Origin of the sequence: Desulfofundulus luciae, from assembly GCF_030813795.1 — a bacterium.
Taxonomy (GTDB): domain Bacteria; phylum Bacillota; class Desulfotomaculia; order Desulfotomaculales; family Desulfovirgulaceae; genus Desulfofundulus; species Desulfofundulus luciae.
The window spans coordinates 22,075-37,617 of sequence record NZ_JAUSUX010000018.1 but is presented as its reverse complement, the minus strand read 5'-3'; the positions used below and the strand labels follow the sequence as shown (position 1 = coordinate 37,617).

The window sequence follows — 15,543 nt, the reverse complement described above, 5'->3', positions numbered from 1 at the left end:
AATATTGCATCATGCAGGAAAATTCAGACAGCAGGGCGAAATATACAAGGGTAAATGCGCTAATGTCCAAAAAATGATGGGAGAGGAGGCTTTTCATGAAAGGGAAAATCATTCCCGCCCGGCCGGGTGAACACAATTTGAAAGATTACGTGCGGGCGCGGGAAGAGTTTGACTTTGCCAGTGTGGAGCCGGAGTTTAGCTGGTTTACTACAAAACGGGTGAATATTGTTTATGAGGCCGTGGACCGGCAGGTAGAAGAAAAGGGGTTGGAGCACCAGGTTGCCCTTTATTTCGAATCGGGAGAAAGACGGGAAGAGTATACTTTCAGCCGCTTGCAGAGGGAGGCGGCCCGGTTTGCCGCGGTGTTAAAAAAATACGGCCTGCAAAAGGGTGACCGGCTGGGTATTTTTATGCCCCGCAGTCCGGAGCTCTATATCAGCTTTTTGGGGGCCGCCCGGCTGGGCGTGGTGGTTGTGCCCCTCTTTGAGGCATTTATGGCTGAAGCCCTGAAGGACCGCCTGGGGGACTGCGAGGCGGTGGCCGTGGTAACTACACCCGAACTTTATCCCCGCCTGCCCCTGGCACAATTGCCGGCTTTAAAGCACGTTTTTGTGGTGGGGGAAAACGTCCCGGCCGGTACGGTGGACTGGCACAAGGAGATGTCCCTGGTCACGGAAACGCCCCCCATGGAGTGGGTGGGCCGGGAGCATCCTTTATTTATCCTGTATGCTTCCGGCGCCGACGGCAAGGCCCGGGGACTGGTACACGTGCACAACATCATGGTCGGCCTGTTGATCACCGCCCGCTGGGTGCACGACCTGCGGGCCGGCGACGTTTACTGGTGCACCGCCGACCCGGGCTGGGTCACCGGCATTGCCTACGGTTTTCTGGCTCCCTGGCTGCTGGGGATTCCGGTGGTGGTGCGGGGGGGCCGGTTTAATGCCGAAGACTGGTGCGCTACCCTGGCCAAATACCGGGTATCGGTGTGGTACAGCGCCCCCACGGCTTTCCGCATGATCATGTCCGGCGGCGATGAGCTTTTGTCCCGGTACGATTTAAGCCGCCTGCGTCACATCCTGAGTGTTGGTGAACCCCTCACCGAAGAAGTCATGGAGTGGAGCCTGGAAAAACTGGGGCAGCCCATCTACGATACCTGGTGGATGAGCGAAACGGGCATGAACATGATTTGCAATTACCGCTGCATGCCCATCAAGCTGGGTTCCATTGGCCTTCCCTTCCCGGGAGTCGAAGCGGCCGTAGTGGATGATGAAGGCCGGGAATTACCCCCGGGCAAGATCGGCAACCTGGCCATTCGTGCCGGATGGCCGGCCCAGTTCCGGGCGGTGTGGAACGACCAGGCGCGTTACGGGGAATATTTCCGTCGCAAACCCTGGTTTATTTCCGGTGACGCCGCATACAGAGATGAAGATGGCTACTTCTATTTCCAGGGGCGCCTGGACGGTGTAATTAATACCTCCGGTGAGCGGGTAGGCCCCGCGGAGGTGGAAAGCAAACTGGAGGAACACCCGGCAGTGGCCCGGGCCGGGGTAGCCGGAAAGCCCGACAAATTGCGGGGGGAAATAGTCAAGGCCTTTATTGTCCTCAATCCCGGTTATACCTGGTCCACTGAGCTGGCTGCGGAACTGCGTGAGTTTGTCAAGACGGGCCTGGCAGCCCACGCCGCCCCCCGGGAGTTTGAAGTTAAGGAATCCATCCCCCTGACCAGGGACGGGCGGGTGGACCGCCGGGTGCTGCGGGAGTGGGTTTTAGGTTTGAATGACGGGTAAGGCAGAAGCAAACCAACCCTTTCGGGCCGTGAAAGGGCTAATGGTCGTGATGTTTCGGGTGGCCGGCGCCACAGCTGCAGCGCCGGCCGCCTTTTCGGGAGATCCAGCGGACCTCTCCCGTTAAAGGGCGGTGGCTGGCTGTGCGGGGTTTAAAACCTGCGGCCTCCAGGGATTGAATCACCTGTGCCCGGATACCGGCCAGATAGCGTTCCCGCAACTGCCTTTGCTCTTCCTTTTCCGCTTCGTTCAGCCCCTCGGTGCGTTGCTTGCGGGCCAGAAAATTAATCCTGTCCACCAGTTCCCTGGTAATCATGGCCTTCACTCCTTATCCTCAATTATACCATGCATTTCTGTTTAATAATCCTTAAAAATTACTATTTCGGGCAGGATTTTTAATTATAGGAGGAGAAGAATAGCTTTCAAGTGATTTTTTCGGGGGTGCGGTCGTTGGCGCAAAAAATGATTGCCGTATACGGCGCTAGAGAAGGAAGTGGCAAAACCGTGGTGGCCCGGGAGCTGGCCGGGGCTTTTCACCTGCGGGGGAAGAGAACCCTGCTGGTGGATATGGTTCTGGGGGACGGTCAGGTGACCCGGGCTCTGGGACTGTCACCCGAGCCAAACCTGGGCCAGTGGCTCCAGGAAATTGACAGGCGAATAAACAGCGGCCTTCCCTATTTTGAACTGCGTTTTTCTCCGGAGGAGATAACTTCTTATATCCAGCGCCACTATACCGGGCTGGACGTTCTGGCCACCAGCCCCGTGGATTTTCCTGGACAGGCGGCGGGAATGGTGGAAGTAGTGGTCACCCACCTGAGAAGCCTGCCCTATGAAGTGGTTATTTTTGATACCCGTTCGGGCGTCCGGGAGTACATTTTGCGTATTTTGTCCATGGTGGATGTAATTCTTCTGGTGGAAGACGGCTATCACTATCATATTCAGCATGTGGCTGAAGTTCTGGAGCGCCTGCGGGAAGCCGGCGTGAAGACAGATCATTTTCAGCTTGTGTATAACCGCATGCCTTCCGTGGTGGACGAATCTCCCGGGGAAGCGGCTGCCGATTTAAGGCTGCCCCTGGCGGGCGTGTTGCCCGAACATCCGGAACTACGCCAGCAGCGCGGTGGTACTAAGATTTTATCCCATGAAGTTGTGGATCACTATACTCATGCGATGAACGACTTAATTGAGCGTCTGGAGTAGTATTCCCACGGTGTTTTCAGAAACCGGGTAGCAGGCTAAAAAGGGCAAGGTGGGTCGTCCTGGTCCATCTTCCAGGGGCAGGACCGGCCGCACCAGGGTCGTTTTGCATAAAAGGCCTTTCCGGCGCGGTTGACAAAACTTTTCCTTTTGCATACAATGAAGGGCAGGAAGTTACGGGAAATGCTCCCGTCCCGGCTGGGCGGGAGTTTATTCTGTTTTTGGTTTTAAGCAAAACATAGAAGATTGGGAGGGGAAGCCATGTTGACCACCCGACCCCGGGGGACCAGCGATATATTACCCGGTGAGGTTGAAAAGTGGCAGTATTTGGAGCAGGTGATCCGCCAACTTTGCCGGGAGTACGGGTATTCGGAGATCCGCACGCCCATTTTTGAGCATACGGAGCTTTTTGAGCGGGGTGTGGGTGAGACTACCGATATTGTTCAGAAGGAAATGTACACCTTCCGGGACCGGGGGGGACGCAGCATCACTTTAAGGCCCGAAGGCACCGCCGCGGTTGTGCGGGCCTACCTGGAAAACAAACTTTATGCCGGCCCCCAGCCGGTAAAGCTCTACTACATCGGTCCCATGTTTCGCTATGACCGCCCCCAGGCCGGGCGTTACCGACAGTTCCACCAGTTCGGGGTGGAGGTTTTGGGCTCCCACGACCCGGCGCTGGATGCCGAGGTGGTGGCCATGGCCATGGACCTTTATTCCCGGTTGGGTTTAAGGGAACTGGAACTGCATATCAACAGTGTAGGTTGCCCCCGCTGCCGGCCGGTGCTGCGGGAAAAACTGCAGGATTTTTTCCGGGCCCGGCTGGACAGGCTGTGTCCCAATTGCCGGGACCGGCTGGAGCGCAATCCCCTGCGCATCCTTGACTGCAAGGAGGAAAGCTGCCGTGAGGCAGGCCGGGGAGCTCCCACTTCCCTGGACTATCTCTGCCCGGGGTGCGGCGATCATTTTCAGGCAGTATTAAAGCACCTGGACAATCTGGGGGTTGCCTACACGGTGGACCGCAGCCTGGTGCGTGGGCTGGACTATTATACCCATACGGCTTTTGAGATTATCGCCCGGGGCATTGGGGCCCAGAACTCCATTGGCGGCGGGGGACGCTATAACGGTCTTGTGAAAGACTGCGGCGGCTCCGACATCCCCGGGATTGGCTTTGCCCTGGGCCTGGAGCGCATCCTTCTCACCATGGAGCAGCAGGGCGTCGCCTTTCCCCGGCTCCCGAAACTCGACGTTTTCCTGGCTACGGCCGACGCGGCGGCTCAGGACCGGGCTCTGGTGCTGGTTCAGAAACTGCGGCGGGAAGGGCTGGCTGCCGACAGGGATTACCTGGGGCGGAGCTTAAAAGCCCAGATGAAATATGCCGGCAAAATGGAGGTCGGTCTGGTGGCCATCCTGGGGAGCGAGGAGCTGAAGCGCGGAGTGGTCGCCCTGCGGGATATGGCTACGGGCAACCAGGAAGAGGTGCCCCTGGACCGCCTGGTGGAAGAGATCAAACAACGTTGTTCTGAAGTCAAGTTACAGTATAGCTAAAGGGGAGTATGGTGGCATGATCGAGACGATGCAAGGTTTGAAACGCACCCATCACTGTGGCCTGCTGCGTCGTGAGCACGCCGGCCAGACAGTGGTGTTGATGGGCTGGGTGCAGCGCCGCCGGGATCACGGGGGCCTGATCTTTATTGACCTGCGGGACCGTTCCGGCCTGGTGCAGGTGGTCTTCAGCCCGGACCGGGCCGGCCGGGCTTTTGCAAAAGCCGAGGCCGTGCGCAATGAGTACGTCCTGGCCGTGGTCGGGCAGGTGGAGGCCCGCCCTGCCGGCACGGAAAACCCAAACCTGGCCACCGGTGAAATTGAGGTAGTGGCCCGGGACATGCGCATTTTAAACCAGGCTAAAACCCCGCCCTTTTACATTGAGGACGGGGTGGATGTGGATGAAAACGTGCGCCTGCGTTACCGTTACCTGGATCTGAGGCGTCCGGAAATGCAGCGGGCTCTCATTTTAAGGCACCGGGCGGCCAAGGTGGTGCGGGATTTTCTGGATAGGCATGGTTTTCTGGAGATTGAAACTCCCGTGCTTACCCGGAGCACTCCCGAGGGTGCTCGAGATTTCCTGGTACCCAGCCGTTTAAACCCGGGACGCTTTTATGCCCTTCCCCAGTCCCCCCAGCTTTTCAAGCAGATCCTGATGGTGGCCGGCATGGAGCGGTATTTCCAGATCACCCGCTGTTTCCGGGACGAGGATTTGCGGGCCGACCGCCAGCCCGAGTTTACCCAGATCGACATTGAGATGTCCTTTGTGGATGTGGACGATGTCCTGGAACTGATGGAGGAAATGATGGCTTACCTGTTCCGGGAAACCATCGGGGTGGAGGTGCCCCGGCCATTTCCCCGCCTGTCCTATCAGGAAGCCATGGATCGTTTTGGCACCGACAAGCCCGACACACGCTTCGGGATGGAATTGAGGGACGTGACAGACATCGTGGCCGGGTGCGGCTTCAAGGTTTTTGCTTCGGCGGTAGCGGCCGGCGGGCAGGTGAAGGGGATTAACGCCAAAGGTTGCGCCCATTTCTTCAGCCGCAAGGACATTGACGATTTAACCGCCTTTGTGGCCAATTACCGTGCCCGGGGCCTGGCCTACTTTTTCGTTACCCCAGAGGGGGTAAAGTCGCCTGTCGCCAAGTTTTTTACCGGTGAGGAAATCGAGGCCATCTTAAAACGTTTGGAAGCCGAGCCGGGGGACCTGCTGCTTTTCGTGGCGGATCAGCCGGCGGTGGTGGCCGCTTCCCTGGGGGCGTTACGCCTGCAACTGGCCCGGCGCCTGGACCTGATCCCCGGGGATACCTTTAACTTCCTCTGGGTGGTGGATTTTCCCCTCCTGGAATATGACGAGGAGGAAAAACGTTTCGTCGCCGTTCATCACCCCTTCACTTCCCCCCGGGAAGAGGATATTCCTCTCTTAAAGACGGAGCCGGGGCGGGTGCGTGCCCGGGCCTATGATCTGGTTCTAAATGGTATGGAGGTGGGTGGGGGCAGCATCCGCATTCACCGCCGGGACGTGCAGGAGCAAATGTTTGCCGCGATCGGGCTGAGCCCCGAAGAGGCCCGGGAAAAATTCGGGTTTATGCTGGAAGCCTTTGAATACGGTACGCCTCCCCACGGTGGCATTGCCTTTGGTTTTGACCGGCTGGTTATGCTTATGGCCGGAAAGAAAACTATCCGGGACGTGATTGCCTTCCCCAAAACCCAAAGCGCCACCGACCTGATGACTCATGCGCCCGGGGAGGTTTCCCCGGAGCAGTTGAAGGAGCTGCACATCCGGGTTCACCTGCCGCCGGAAGTAAAAGTAAAGTAACGAAAGCCACAAGGCACTTGCCAAAGGCCGCGGTTTGTGTTAACATAATAGCTGCAAAGGCAAATTACCCTGCTATGTACGTGGACTCCTTGAAGTTTTGAGCCAACACCTATACAAAGGGAGCCCGGCCTCTGGCTGTGGCTTGTATGCCTCACACGAGAGAGGACACAAAAAGCAGCCAGGAGGGCACCCACCTTGTGAGACCGGGTTCAAGAAACTTGAGGGTTCACGGCATTAGTGGGGTTTTTGTAACGTTACCTGCAAGAAGGTTTCCGGCCCTGATGCCGGAAACCTTTTCTCGTGTTCCGGAGGTGTGCGGTGAAAGGGCGTTTTTCACGCACGGGGCTGCTAATCGGGGAAAGAGGTCTGCAAATACTCGCCGGGAGCCGGGTGGCCGTTTTCGGCCTGGGCGGGGTGGGTTCCCACGCTGCCGAGGCCCTGGCCCGGGCCGGGGTGGGGAATCTGGTGCTGGTGGACTTTGACCGGGTTTGCCCCAGCAACATAAACCGCCAGCTTCACGCCCTGACTTCTACCGTGGGAGAACCCAAGGTCCTGTTAATGGCGGAACGGGCGAAGCTCATTAACCCGTACATCCAGGTCGAAGCGAGAGTGGAACGTTATTTGCCCGGACTGGCAGAGCAGTTTTTCAACCCTGCACCCGATTATGTGGTCGATGCCATTGACGATGTTCCCGCCAAGGTTGATCTCATTGCCAGTTGTGTTCTCGCGAACATTCCGGTGGTTTCCAGTATGGGGACGGGCAATAAGCTTGACCCTGCTGCCTTTAAGGTGGCGGATATTTCCCAGACCGCCGTTTGTCCCCTGGCCCGGGTAGTCCGGCGCCGCTTGCGCCAGTTGGGCATTACTTCCGGGGTAACCGTGGTTTTTTCTACGGAGCCTCCCAGGCGGTGCGGGTCCGGGGGCAAAAGCCCTGCGGTGCCGGGGAGCATTTCCTTTGTGCCGCCGGTAGCCGGGTTTATCCTGGCCGGGCTGGTCGTACGCGGTCTGTTGGCCTGTAATGGTTATACTGTGTAACGAATTGACAGGGACTTTTGGCGGGTATTATAATTTAGAAGGTAGTCAGTTGTCCCTGTGGGAGAGTGAGGGGAATTACAGTTTATCTGGGAAAGGGGAGAAAGGTGTGGCCAGCGAGAATATTCATACCTTAACAGACGCTACTTTCAGAGAGTTTGTGGCAGCGGCCCAGGTTCCCGTACTGGTGGACTTCTGGGCTGAGTGGTGCGGCCCGTGTAAGATGATTGCCCCGGTGGTGGAGGAAATAGCTGCGGAATATGCAGGCAAGGTGCAGGTGGCCAAGCTGAACGTAGATGAAAACCAGAAAACACCGGCAGACTATAAAGTTATCAGCATCCCTACTCTGATCGTCTTTAAGAATGGACAGGAAATAGAGCGTTCCATTGGTTTCAAAACTAAAAAGGAGATCAAGGCCCTGCTTGACAAGCACTTATAAAATCTCGTAATTCCGCGCTGGAAAGAATTAAGGCACGTTCTGCAACGAACGTGCCTTAATATTTTTCTCGTTCACAGGTTTTTATTTTTCTTAAAGATTTTTTTCTATAAACCCGTATTATCTCGTTAAAGAAATGACCATACTATTAGAAAGGTCGGCGATTTCAAAGGGAGGTGAAATCTGTGACGGGAATCAGTCTGGTGGAGTACTTTCAGAAAGTGAGTGAACGCCTGCCTACTGAAGCGGAAAGGGTCCTTCTTGCCCTGATGGAACAGGGCAGCATGAACAAGGAGGAACTTTCCCTGACGGCGAAAGTAAAAAGGGCCGTTTTAGACCACGTGGTCATGCAGCTCTATGCCCTGGGCCTGGTTGATGTCTCCACCGAAGGCAAGAGTAAAATCTGCAGTGTGACCAAACTGGGCGGAGACTTTTTAACTCTGATCAAGAAGGCCAGCTAAACATGGCCGTTCAACTGACTGGTTGGCGCCGGCTTGGATGCCGGCGTTTTGTTTGCGTGCGCCCGTAAGCATGGCCGAACGCGTAGAGCGCTTAAACGCCTGTTTAAGCGGATGGATGGGAGCCCTGGCCGGTACGCCCGGCGTTTTCAAGAACTTTGCCAGCATCAGCAAAGGGGCCGTGGCGCATGGCCCATGGGCCCAGGAACAAAGCCCTGGGCATCGCCTGCTGGTAATCCCAGGGCTTAGTGATCTTAACCGGACGCTATCAAGGTCTTCGTCAAGCCTGGTAAAACCGCTGGATGCGGACCCGCGTGTCCGGTGGTGTGTTAGGGGACGGGGGCTAGCCGCCTCCTCCTTCTCGATCCGGCGGCCTTTTTATATTGCCGGCAGCAATCCCCAGAGCCATTGTACACAGCGTTAACCAGGTTCCACCGACTGCAAAACCAGCCAGCACATCGCTGGGGTAATGCACGCCCAGGTAGATCCGGCTGATGCCGATGCAGAGGATGAGTAGGGCGAATATACCCGTTGTTAAGAGGCGCAGGCGGGCCTGGTGCACGTGGGTCCAGAGTAAAAAGGCAACGGCTCCGAAAAAGGCCATGCCTACCGTAGAATGGCCACTGGGGAAACTGTAGCCTGATGCGTGCACCAATTGGTCCACGGCTGGCCGGGGACGGTGGAAGCCCCATTTTAAAAGCTCCTCCATAAACCAGCTTCCGGTTGTGGCAGCAGTAAGGAATAACGGCTCCCACAGTGGCCGCCGCAGGATAAGAAGGGTGATGATTATCCCCAGGGCCATCAGGAATATTGAGCCGGCAGACCCTATAATGGTGACGTTTGTACTTCCACGCTGTATACCACATTGCCGTTTTCATTGTCCAGGGACACCTTGATTACTTTGCCGGGTACCGCCTGTAAAGCGCTGGCCCTGGCCTGTGCAGGGGTAATTTTTGCCAGCGACTGCAGGGAACTGCTTTCCGCCGCTTCGTTGTCCTGGCCCTTTTTTTCGCCGGCGTTCTGTGGATTTGCCGTGCGGATGGAGGCGGTATAGGATGGATTTTGCAAATCCCGTTGCTGCTGCTGTTGCCGGGTGTCTATTTGAGTTGCGGCGGCCGCCGGTGCGGTGGCTTGAACCGCCGTAGTTGCCGCCTGCGCCGTCCGGGCCTGATAGGTGCCCAGGCCGGCGGCTGCTCCCAGGAGCAGGATGCCGGAAGCCAGGTAAGCCATTAATTTCTTATTCATCTGGAATTCCCCCTGAAAATAATTAATAGTTATGGCCCTTCTGTTATTGTTTTGCTTCCAGTTCCTCTTGTTGAGGTCCTTTTTATCCTCCTGGTGCGCCGGCCATGACCTATTCCCTCCTTTCTTTTTATTGCCAGAATCATTTTCCGGTCTGTAAACAATTTAACCCCTTTACATTGGAAATCCATTAAACTTATCTTAAAAATGGATTAGAATAGGTTCTAAGGATTCTTTAATCTATTACTGGTAGAATAATCGGGGTGATTATGCCATGGATGAGAAGGTTAAGCCGCGCATCCTGGTGGTGGAAGATGAGGCCAGTCTGGCCCGTTTTCTTCAACTGGAACTGAACCACGAGGGTTACCAGGTGGAAACGGCCCAAAACGGCTATGAGGCACTGGGCAGGATCGGTGAGGCAGGATGGGACCTGGTCCTTCTGGACCTGATGTTGCCGGGATTGGACGGTTTTGAGGTTTGCCGCCGGATTCGGGAACAGGCGGACGTACCCATCATCATGCTTACGGCCCGGGATGCCACGCTGGACAAAGTGAAGGGTCTGGATACAGGAGCAGATGATTACATTACCAAGCCCTTCGCGGTGGAGGAACTGCTGGCCAGGATCCGGGCAAAGCTGCGCCGTGCGGGTACAGCACGGCAGGAGGGGGACAAACTGGTCATAGGCGACCTGGTCATTCGCCGGGGTACGCGACAGGTAACCAGGAGCGGCCAGATCATTCCCCTGACCAGGCGGGAATTTGACCTGCTGGCCTACCTGGCCGAGAATGCCGGGCTCGTTTTGAGCCGGGAGACCATTTTAAACCGGGTCTGGGGATTTGATTATTGCGGAAATACCAATGTTGTGGACGTTTACATACGTTATCTGCGGGCTAAAATAGATGAACCTTTTCCCACCCGGTTGTTGCACACCGTGCGCGGGGTGGGTTACACGCTGCGGGAGGAAAAATAAGTGCGTTCCATTACCTGGCGGCTCACTTTCTGGTACGCCGGAATTTTAATGGCTATCTTAATTATCTGCGGCATGGCTGTGTTCTGGGTGATGCGTTACCTGCTCTTCACAGAAGCGATTCGGGAAGTGCAGGCGGCCGTGGTAAGAATCCAGAATATGACCAATCCCGAACAGGAAAACGGTATTAATGATGAAAACGGCAATTATAATCATGTGGACCTGGATGACCCGGAATTAACGGCTTCAGCCGATAACGGTATACTCTGGGTGCAAATCACTACTCCGGACGGGCGGGTATTGAACAGTTCAAGGGCTTTGAGGGATGTTGTTCTGGCTCCGGGTTATGCCGGTCCACCCGTCCTGACCGAGTTGAACGGACAAGAAGTAATCCTGGCCGGAGCACATCTAACGGGTGGTGCACTGGTTCAGGTGGCCCGTCCGCTGGGTAGGGAGAAAATGTTTCTGGAGATACTGGCCGGGGTTCTCGGATTGCTGGCCCTGGGGGGGCTGGGGCTGGCCGTAGCCGGGGGGTGGGTAATTACGCGGGCAGCTTTAAGACCGGTGCATGGTCTGATCAGAACAGCCAGGCAGATCAGCACAACTGACCTCAGCCGCCGAATCAAGTTGTGCGGTCCAAGGGATGAGCTGTATACCCTGGCGGAAACCTTTAATCAAATGCTGGACAGGCTGGAGCAGGGGTTTCGCAGTCAGCAGGAGTTTGTGGCTGCAGCCTCCCATGATCTGCGTACGCCCCTGACGGTGGTTAAGAGTTATACTGATTTGCTGAACCGGTGGGGAAAGGATGACCCGGCGGTGGTGGAGGAATCCGTCCAGGCCATGGCTAAAGCGGTAGGGGTTATGGAGAGGCTGGTCAATGACCTGTTGCTTCTGGCCCGCATGCAGGCCGGGCCATCTCTTGATCCTGCACCGGTAGCCCTGGACGAACTGGCTGAAGAAACGGTACAGGAGGCCAGGACGTTGTCTCACGATGTAACGGTGAAGCTGGGTCCCGTGGAGCGGGCGGTGGTGGCTGCCGACGAAGATTACCTTCGCCGCGCCCTGTGGGCACTGGTGGACAATGCCATCAAGTATAACCGGCCCGGTGGCGAAGTAACGCTAACTGTGACCATCAATAGGGCTCAAAATGAAGCCGCTATCTCTGTTACTGATACCGGGCCGGGTATTGACGAGAGAGATTTACCCAGAATATTCGACCGTTTTTACCGGGCAGACCCGTCGCGCGGCCAGGTCAGGGGCTTCGGACTGGGTCTTCCCCTGGCCAAAGAGATCGTGGAAGCTCACGGGGGGCGCATTTCAGTGGAAAGCCGGCCCGGCCAGGGGAGCCGTTTTACTATAGTAATGCCCCTGTTGTTCCAGCAAGCAGGTTGCTAAATGTAGCTTCATTTTCACGTTTACATTAACACCCGGTGTAGATCTCATCGGCGCAGTAGGTGCCGGAAATGACCACTCCTTCAATGCCCGGCCCCGGCTCCACCGAGGCGCCCACCAGCCAGAGGCCGGGGATGGGTGTTTTGCGGTCCAGCCATACCGGTCCTTTCGGACCGGCTTCGGGCTCCAGGCCGTAGATACACCCCTGGCTGTTCCATGTGTAGCGGTAAAAGGTGCGCGGGGTGGCCGCCTCCACGTGCACGATGTACCTGCGAATCCTGGGGGCCACCTCTTCCACGTAATCCAGCATGGTGCGGGCCAACTGTTCCTTGAAGGCCAGGTAGTCGGAGCGGGCCATGCAGTTCAGATGTTCCGCCGTCAGCCGGGTCAGGGTGATCATGGTCAGGTCCCCGCAGTTGGGCGGTACCATTCCGGGGTCCAGGGAAGCATTGCTGACCAGAAGAAAGCTGCCGATGCCAAAGGTGTCCCGGGGAAGCGGGCGATCCCGTAAGACAAAAACCCGTTCCGGCAAACCAGATGGCCGCTCCAGAGCCATATAGAGGACAAAGGCCGAAGGGGAAGGCCGTAAGCTCTTCACCCGGGCCACATAATCCGCGGGCAGGTGCCCGGTGCCCACCGGCCGGAGGAAGGTCTGCTGGGGATCGGCGTTGCTGATCACCACGGGGGCCAGCAATTCGCTCCCGTCTTCAAGACGGACCCCAGCCGCCCGGCCTTCCGCCAGGAGGATCCTGGCAACCGGTGAATTCAAACGTACTTCACCGGGCGGCTGCGGTAAGGCCGCCAATGCCTGCGCCAATGACAATGACATCAAAACGGTCCTCCGGGTGGACCTTATATACAAGGGACAGGGGTATGGGTGAATCCCGGCCGGGCCCGGGGGGGTCATTCTCACCCGCCTTGATTTGCCTGATATGCTGCCAGGAGGCCAGGTCGGGATTTGGCCACCTGGGGCGGCGGCATTCCTTTTCCCGGAGCATGCGGCCAATGGTGCGGCGCGGGTAGTAATATTCATGCCAGATGATGGTAAACGCCAGGGCCAGAGCCGTACCGGCGTGGGTCAACAGGGGAGCATAGATACCCGGGGGTTAAGGGTATTAAAAGCGGCCGCCCCGGCGCCGTATAAAAAGGCCAGGGCCCAGGCCAGGGTGATATGTACGTTGGTGCGGACAAACAGGGGTTCTTGCCAGAATTCCTGGGGCCAGTCCTCCCGGGCGTACTGGAGGGTAAAAGGGGAGCGGACGGCCAGGGAAACCAGGGCCATGGCTGCCAGGACGGCAAAAACCAGTACTCCCTCCCAGCGGGCAAACCAGGGGGAGTGCAGGCCGTAGCTCATGATCCCGGCCGCCACGAAAAAAGCCAGGGTTACCCCATCCATTAACTTCGGCTTTCCCCGGCCCACTTGCCGGGCTAAAAGAAGGGCCGAACCCGCCAGCCCGCCCGTCAAACCCCAGGGAGCCGGGAAGCTCCAGTACAGAATCCAGGGAACGAAAGCCAGTATGATGCCCATCATCCCCCGCCGCGGGCGGGGAGCATCACCGTTATTCAACATGGTATCCATTCTCCTGTAAAGCAATATCCTTTAACAGTTATAAATAAAAAGGAGCGAGCTTAGCCGCTCCTTTCCCCTTGTTCAACTGTAATTAACCTCACCAGCCTGAGGTTTTGGTGTTCTTAAATATCTTACACCCGTCCAGATCAGCACGGCGGAGAATATAATACGCAAAGCTCCTTCAGACAGGATATGGGCCAGGGAGCCGCCCAGATATGTACCAATCAGGATGCCCGGTACCAATCCCGGCAGGATACTTGCGCTGACATTTCCCAAACGCCAGTGGGTATAAGCACCGGCTGTTCCCACGGGAACCATGGCGAGGAGGGAACAGCCCTGCGCGGTATACTGGGTGAAGCCGGTGAGCAGCACCATGGAAGGCACCATTATCGTACCCCCGCCGACCCCCATCATCCCGGAGAGGAAGCCGGTAAAAATACCTGTTAATAAGAGGATAAGAGTTTCTAACCAACCTGTGATATGCCGGCATACGTGGGGCAGGTAAGGTTTTAAAAGCAACAGCAGGGAGACTAGGATTAAAAACCCGCCGAAAGACCTTTTGAGCTTCCATTCGGGAAGAGCATTGGCAAAGTGCGCTCCTGCCCTGGCGGTAAATATGGCAGTGGAAGCCAGCAGGACGGAGGCCAGTATATCCACCGAACCATTTAAAGCATAGGTAACAGCCCCCGAAATTCCGGTGAAGACGAGTGCTACAAGGCTTGTGCCGTGGGCCTTATGCTGGCCCATCTTCAGGATGCTCACCATCAGGGGGATCATTATTACTCCGCCGCCGAGGCCAACAAGCCCTCCAAAGAAACCTGCCGCCAATCCTATCAATAAACTAATCATTTTTTGCTGCTCCAGTAAAATCTCACTTTATAAGCGCGCCAGCGCTGCCCTATACTTACCCCTCCGGGAGGTATTATATTATATTATACATTTATCTGTTAATCAAGTAGACTGGTCCGGAGCACATTGAAACCATGTGCTGTGACATATCCCCTGCTTTTATTGCGTCAGAACTCTCATTGCTTACATTATCGGGAGTCGTCTTGACTACGGATTACCCAAATATTGTTTCTGATAACATATAATTCTAGTCTACCCACTCGAAATAGCGAGGAGCCATAAAAAATGTCTTCCGGCAAATTAATTTTGCCAGGGGCAGAGGTAGTAGATAATTCAGTATTCGACGTTAGGGCATTACCTATTTAAAAAATGTTGGCAATTATTTTGATATTAGAAGGAATTAGAAATTTTTTAGCAAATAAGAATAAAAAATTTTTTAGGGGGGTTAGGTTTGTTGAGGAGAAAAGTAGTATGTCTTACCCTGGTGGCATTGTTTATCCTTGCGATAGTAGCAATGCCGGGTTGTGCCACCCAACAAAAAGCGGCTGAGACCTCTGCGTCAAAGGCAGCAAGCAACGATTCGCAGCAGGCCTCGGTCTATAAGAGGCCCGAGGTGGTGGCATCAGCTTCTGAAGCCAAGCAACTGCTCATCGAAGGAAACAAAAGATTTGTGTCGGGCAAGTTAGCTAACAAAGATCTGGGAAGCACAAAACGCGAAGAACTGGCCGTCAAAGGTCAGAAACCCTTCGCCGTGGTAGTCACCTGTTCGGACTCCCGTGTCTCGCCGGAGTTAATATTCGATCAGGGTCTGGGTGACCTGTTTGTCATCCGTGTCGCAGGCAACGTACTCGACCCGGTTGCAATCGGCAGCGTTGAGTATGCCGTTGAGCACCTCGGCACTCCCCTGGTGGTCGTAATGGGCCACGAGAAATGCGGAGCCGTCAAGGCAACCGCTGACGGCGGGGAAGCCCCCGGAAGCCTTGGCTCGATCGTTGCTAAAATTAAACCGTCAGTTGAAAAAGTAAAAGCCGCAGGGGCCACCGGCAACGACCTTTATGAAAAGGCCACTGATGAAAATATCAAGGCGGCAATAGCCGACCTGGAAAAGAGCCCCATCGTAAAGCATCTGAAAGAAAGCGGCAAACTTACTGTTATAGGTGCCAAGTACCACCTTGGTTCCGGCGAAGTCGTATTTTTCGATGCCAAGTAACATAAATGATGCCGACATATCGTAGGACCGGCCATTACGACC

Annotated in this window: 17 protein-coding genes and 1 other RNA gene; 11 read left to right on the top strand and 7 right to left on the bottom strand. The window is 56.0% G+C overall.

Translation table 11 applies throughout. The features are described 5' to 3' along the window. The first annotated feature begins 95 nt into the window (after positions 1–95). Positions 96–1,787, top strand: a complete 1,692-nt coding sequence (gene acsA, locus J2Z49_RS10700; protein WP_307402941.1) for an acetate--CoA ligase — start codon at positions 96–98, stop codon at positions 1,785–1,787. A gap of 37 nt (positions 1,788–1,824) precedes the next feature. Here acsA and J2Z49_RS10695 read toward each other — a convergent pair whose 3' ends face one another. Then, positions 1,825–2,100, bottom strand: coding sequence for a DUF896 domain-containing protein (locus J2Z49_RS10695; protein ID WP_307402939.1), 276 nt, complete (start codon positions 2,098–2,100; stop codon positions 1,825–1,827). A 125-nt stretch (positions 2,101–2,225) separates the two neighbouring features. On the opposite strand from J2Z49_RS10695, the gene J2Z49_RS10690 reads away from it, so the two are divergent. From J2Z49_RS10690 to J2Z49_RS10660, 7 genes are all read left to right on the top strand, one after another. Further along, a complete protein-coding gene (locus J2Z49_RS10690; protein ID WP_307402937.1) occupies positions 2,226–2,984 on the top strand; it encodes an AAA family ATPase in 759 nt (252 codons plus the stop codon). A 258-nt stretch (positions 2,985–3,242) separates the two neighbouring features. Further along, on the top strand, positions 3,243–4,526 hold the full coding sequence (gene hisS, locus J2Z49_RS10685; RefSeq protein ID WP_307402936.1) for a histidine--tRNA ligase: 1,284 nt from the start codon (positions 3,243–3,245) through the stop codon (positions 4,524–4,526). A 16-nt stretch (positions 4,527–4,542) separates the two neighbouring features. Beyond that, complete coding sequence (gene aspS / locus J2Z49_RS10680; RefSeq protein ID WP_307402934.1) at positions 4,543–6,345, top strand: aspartate--tRNA ligase; 1,803 nt, start codon at positions 4,543–4,545, stop codon at positions 6,343–6,345. A 63-nt stretch (positions 6,346–6,408) separates the two neighbouring features. Continuing rightward, a non-coding RNA gene (gene ssrS / locus J2Z49_RS10675) (6S RNA) lies at positions 6,409–6,593 on the top strand. A gap of 70 nt (positions 6,594–6,663) precedes the next feature. Continuing rightward, positions 6,664–7,380, top strand: a complete 717-nt coding sequence (locus J2Z49_RS10670) for a tRNA threonylcarbamoyladenosine dehydratase (protein ID WP_307402931.1) — start codon at positions 6,664–6,666, stop codon at positions 7,378–7,380. 106 nt (positions 7,381–7,486) lie between these two features. Then, entirely contained in the window at positions 7,487–7,816 is a 330-nt protein-coding gene (trxA, locus tag J2Z49_RS10665) for a thioredoxin (protein WP_407650085.1), read from the top strand. Positions 7,817–7,998: 182 nt separating this feature from the next. Continuing rightward, positions 7,999–8,274, top strand: a complete 276-nt coding sequence (locus J2Z49_RS10660; RefSeq protein WP_307402928.1) for a transcriptional regulator — start codon at positions 7,999–8,001, stop codon at positions 8,272–8,274. A gap of 340 nt (positions 8,275–8,614) precedes the next feature. Here J2Z49_RS10660 and J2Z49_RS10655 read toward each other — a convergent pair whose 3' ends face one another. Next, positions 8,615–9,073 (bottom strand): phosphatase PAP2 family protein, encoded by a 459-nt coding sequence (locus J2Z49_RS10655; RefSeq protein WP_307402927.1) that lies wholly within the window; start codon positions 9,071–9,073, stop codon positions 8,615–8,617. 23 nt (positions 9,074–9,096) lie between these two features. After that, a complete protein-coding gene (locus tag J2Z49_RS10650; RefSeq protein ID WP_307402925.1) occupies positions 9,097–9,516 on the bottom strand; it encodes a PepSY domain-containing protein in 420 nt (139 codons plus the stop codon). Positions 9,517–9,787: 271 nt separating this feature from the next. On the opposite strand from J2Z49_RS10650, the gene J2Z49_RS10645 reads away from it, so the two are divergent. Together J2Z49_RS10645 and J2Z49_RS10640 are read left to right on the top strand one after the other, a co-directional pair. After that, entirely contained in the window at positions 9,788–10,483 is a 696-nt protein-coding gene (locus J2Z49_RS10645; RefSeq protein WP_307402923.1) for a response regulator transcription factor, read from the top strand. Beyond that, positions 10,484–11,875 carry a sensor histidine kinase gene (locus J2Z49_RS10640; RefSeq protein WP_307402921.1) on the top strand — a complete coding sequence of 464 codons (1,392 nt, stop codon included), beginning with the start codon at positions 10,484–10,486 and terminating at the stop codon, positions 11,873–11,875. A 25-nt stretch (positions 11,876–11,900) separates the two neighbouring features. Here the strand turns inward: J2Z49_RS10640 and J2Z49_RS10635 are convergent, their stop codons facing one another. The 4 genes from J2Z49_RS10635 to J2Z49_RS10620 form a co-directional block, all read right to left on the bottom strand. Continuing rightward, positions 11,901–12,641, bottom strand: a complete 741-nt coding sequence (locus J2Z49_RS10635; RefSeq protein WP_307402919.1) for a phytoene desaturase family protein — start codon at positions 12,639–12,641, stop codon at positions 11,901–11,903. A gap of 7 nt (positions 12,642–12,648) precedes the next feature. Continuing rightward, positions 12,649–12,954, bottom strand: coding sequence for a hypothetical protein (locus tag J2Z49_RS10630; protein WP_307402917.1), 306 nt, complete (start codon positions 12,952–12,954; stop codon positions 12,649–12,651). Further along, the gene (locus J2Z49_RS10625) at positions 12,951–13,442 is read right to left on the bottom strand and encodes a DUF3159 domain-containing protein (protein WP_307402916.1); all 492 of its coding nucleotides are present in this window, start codon (positions 13,440–13,442) and stop codon (positions 12,951–12,953) included. The genes J2Z49_RS10630 and J2Z49_RS10625 overlap by 4 nt, the downstream gene beginning before the upstream one ends. Before the next feature lie 81 nt (positions 13,443–13,523). Next, positions 13,524–14,291, bottom strand: coding sequence for a sulfite exporter TauE/SafE family protein (locus J2Z49_RS10620; protein WP_307402915.1), 768 nt, complete (start codon positions 14,289–14,291; stop codon positions 13,524–13,526). Positions 14,292–14,745: 454 nt separating this feature from the next. Here J2Z49_RS10620 and J2Z49_RS10615 point away from each other — a divergent pair, with 454 nt between their 5' ends. Continuing rightward, a complete protein-coding gene (locus J2Z49_RS10615; protein ID WP_307402913.1) occupies positions 14,746–15,501 on the top strand; it encodes a carbonic anhydrase in 756 nt (251 codons plus the stop codon). The last annotated feature ends 42 nt before the right edge of the window (positions 15,502–15,543 follow it).

What these genes read in the sequence shown, in the direction of transcription:
- acsA (WP_307402941.1), top strand. Translation starts at nt 96, where the DNA reads ATGAAAGGGAAAATCATTCCCGCCCGGCCGGGTGAACACAATTTGAAA.
- J2Z49_RS10695 (WP_307402939.1), bottom strand. Translation starts at nt 2,100, where the DNA reads ATGATTACCAGGGAACTGGTGGACAGGATTAATTTTCTGGCCCGCAAG.
- hisS (WP_307402936.1), top strand. Translation starts at nt 3,243, where the DNA reads ATGTTGACCACCCGACCCCGGGGGACCAGCGATATATTACCCGGTGAG.
- aspS (WP_307402934.1), top strand. Translation starts at nt 4,543, where the DNA reads ATGATCGAGACGATGCAAGGTTTGAAACGCACCCATCACTGTGGCCTG.
- J2Z49_RS10655 (WP_307402927.1), bottom strand. Translation starts at nt 9,073, where the DNA reads ATGGCCCTGGGGATAATCATCACCCTTCTTATCCTGCGGCGGCCACTG.
- J2Z49_RS10650 (WP_307402925.1), bottom strand. Translation starts at nt 9,516, where the DNA reads ATGAATAAGAAATTAATGGCTTACCTGGCTTCCGGCATCCTGCTCCTG.
- J2Z49_RS10645 (WP_307402923.1), top strand. Translation starts at nt 9,788, where the DNA reads ATGGATGAGAAGGTTAAGCCGCGCATCCTGGTGGTGGAAGATGAGGCC.
- J2Z49_RS10625 (WP_307402916.1), bottom strand. Translation starts at nt 13,442, where the DNA reads ATGTTGAATAACGGTGATGCTCCCCGCCCGCGGCGGGGGATGATGGGC.
- J2Z49_RS10620 (WP_307402915.1), bottom strand. Translation starts at nt 14,291, where the DNA reads ATGATTAGTTTATTGATAGGATTGGCGGCAGGTTTCTTTGGAGGGCTT.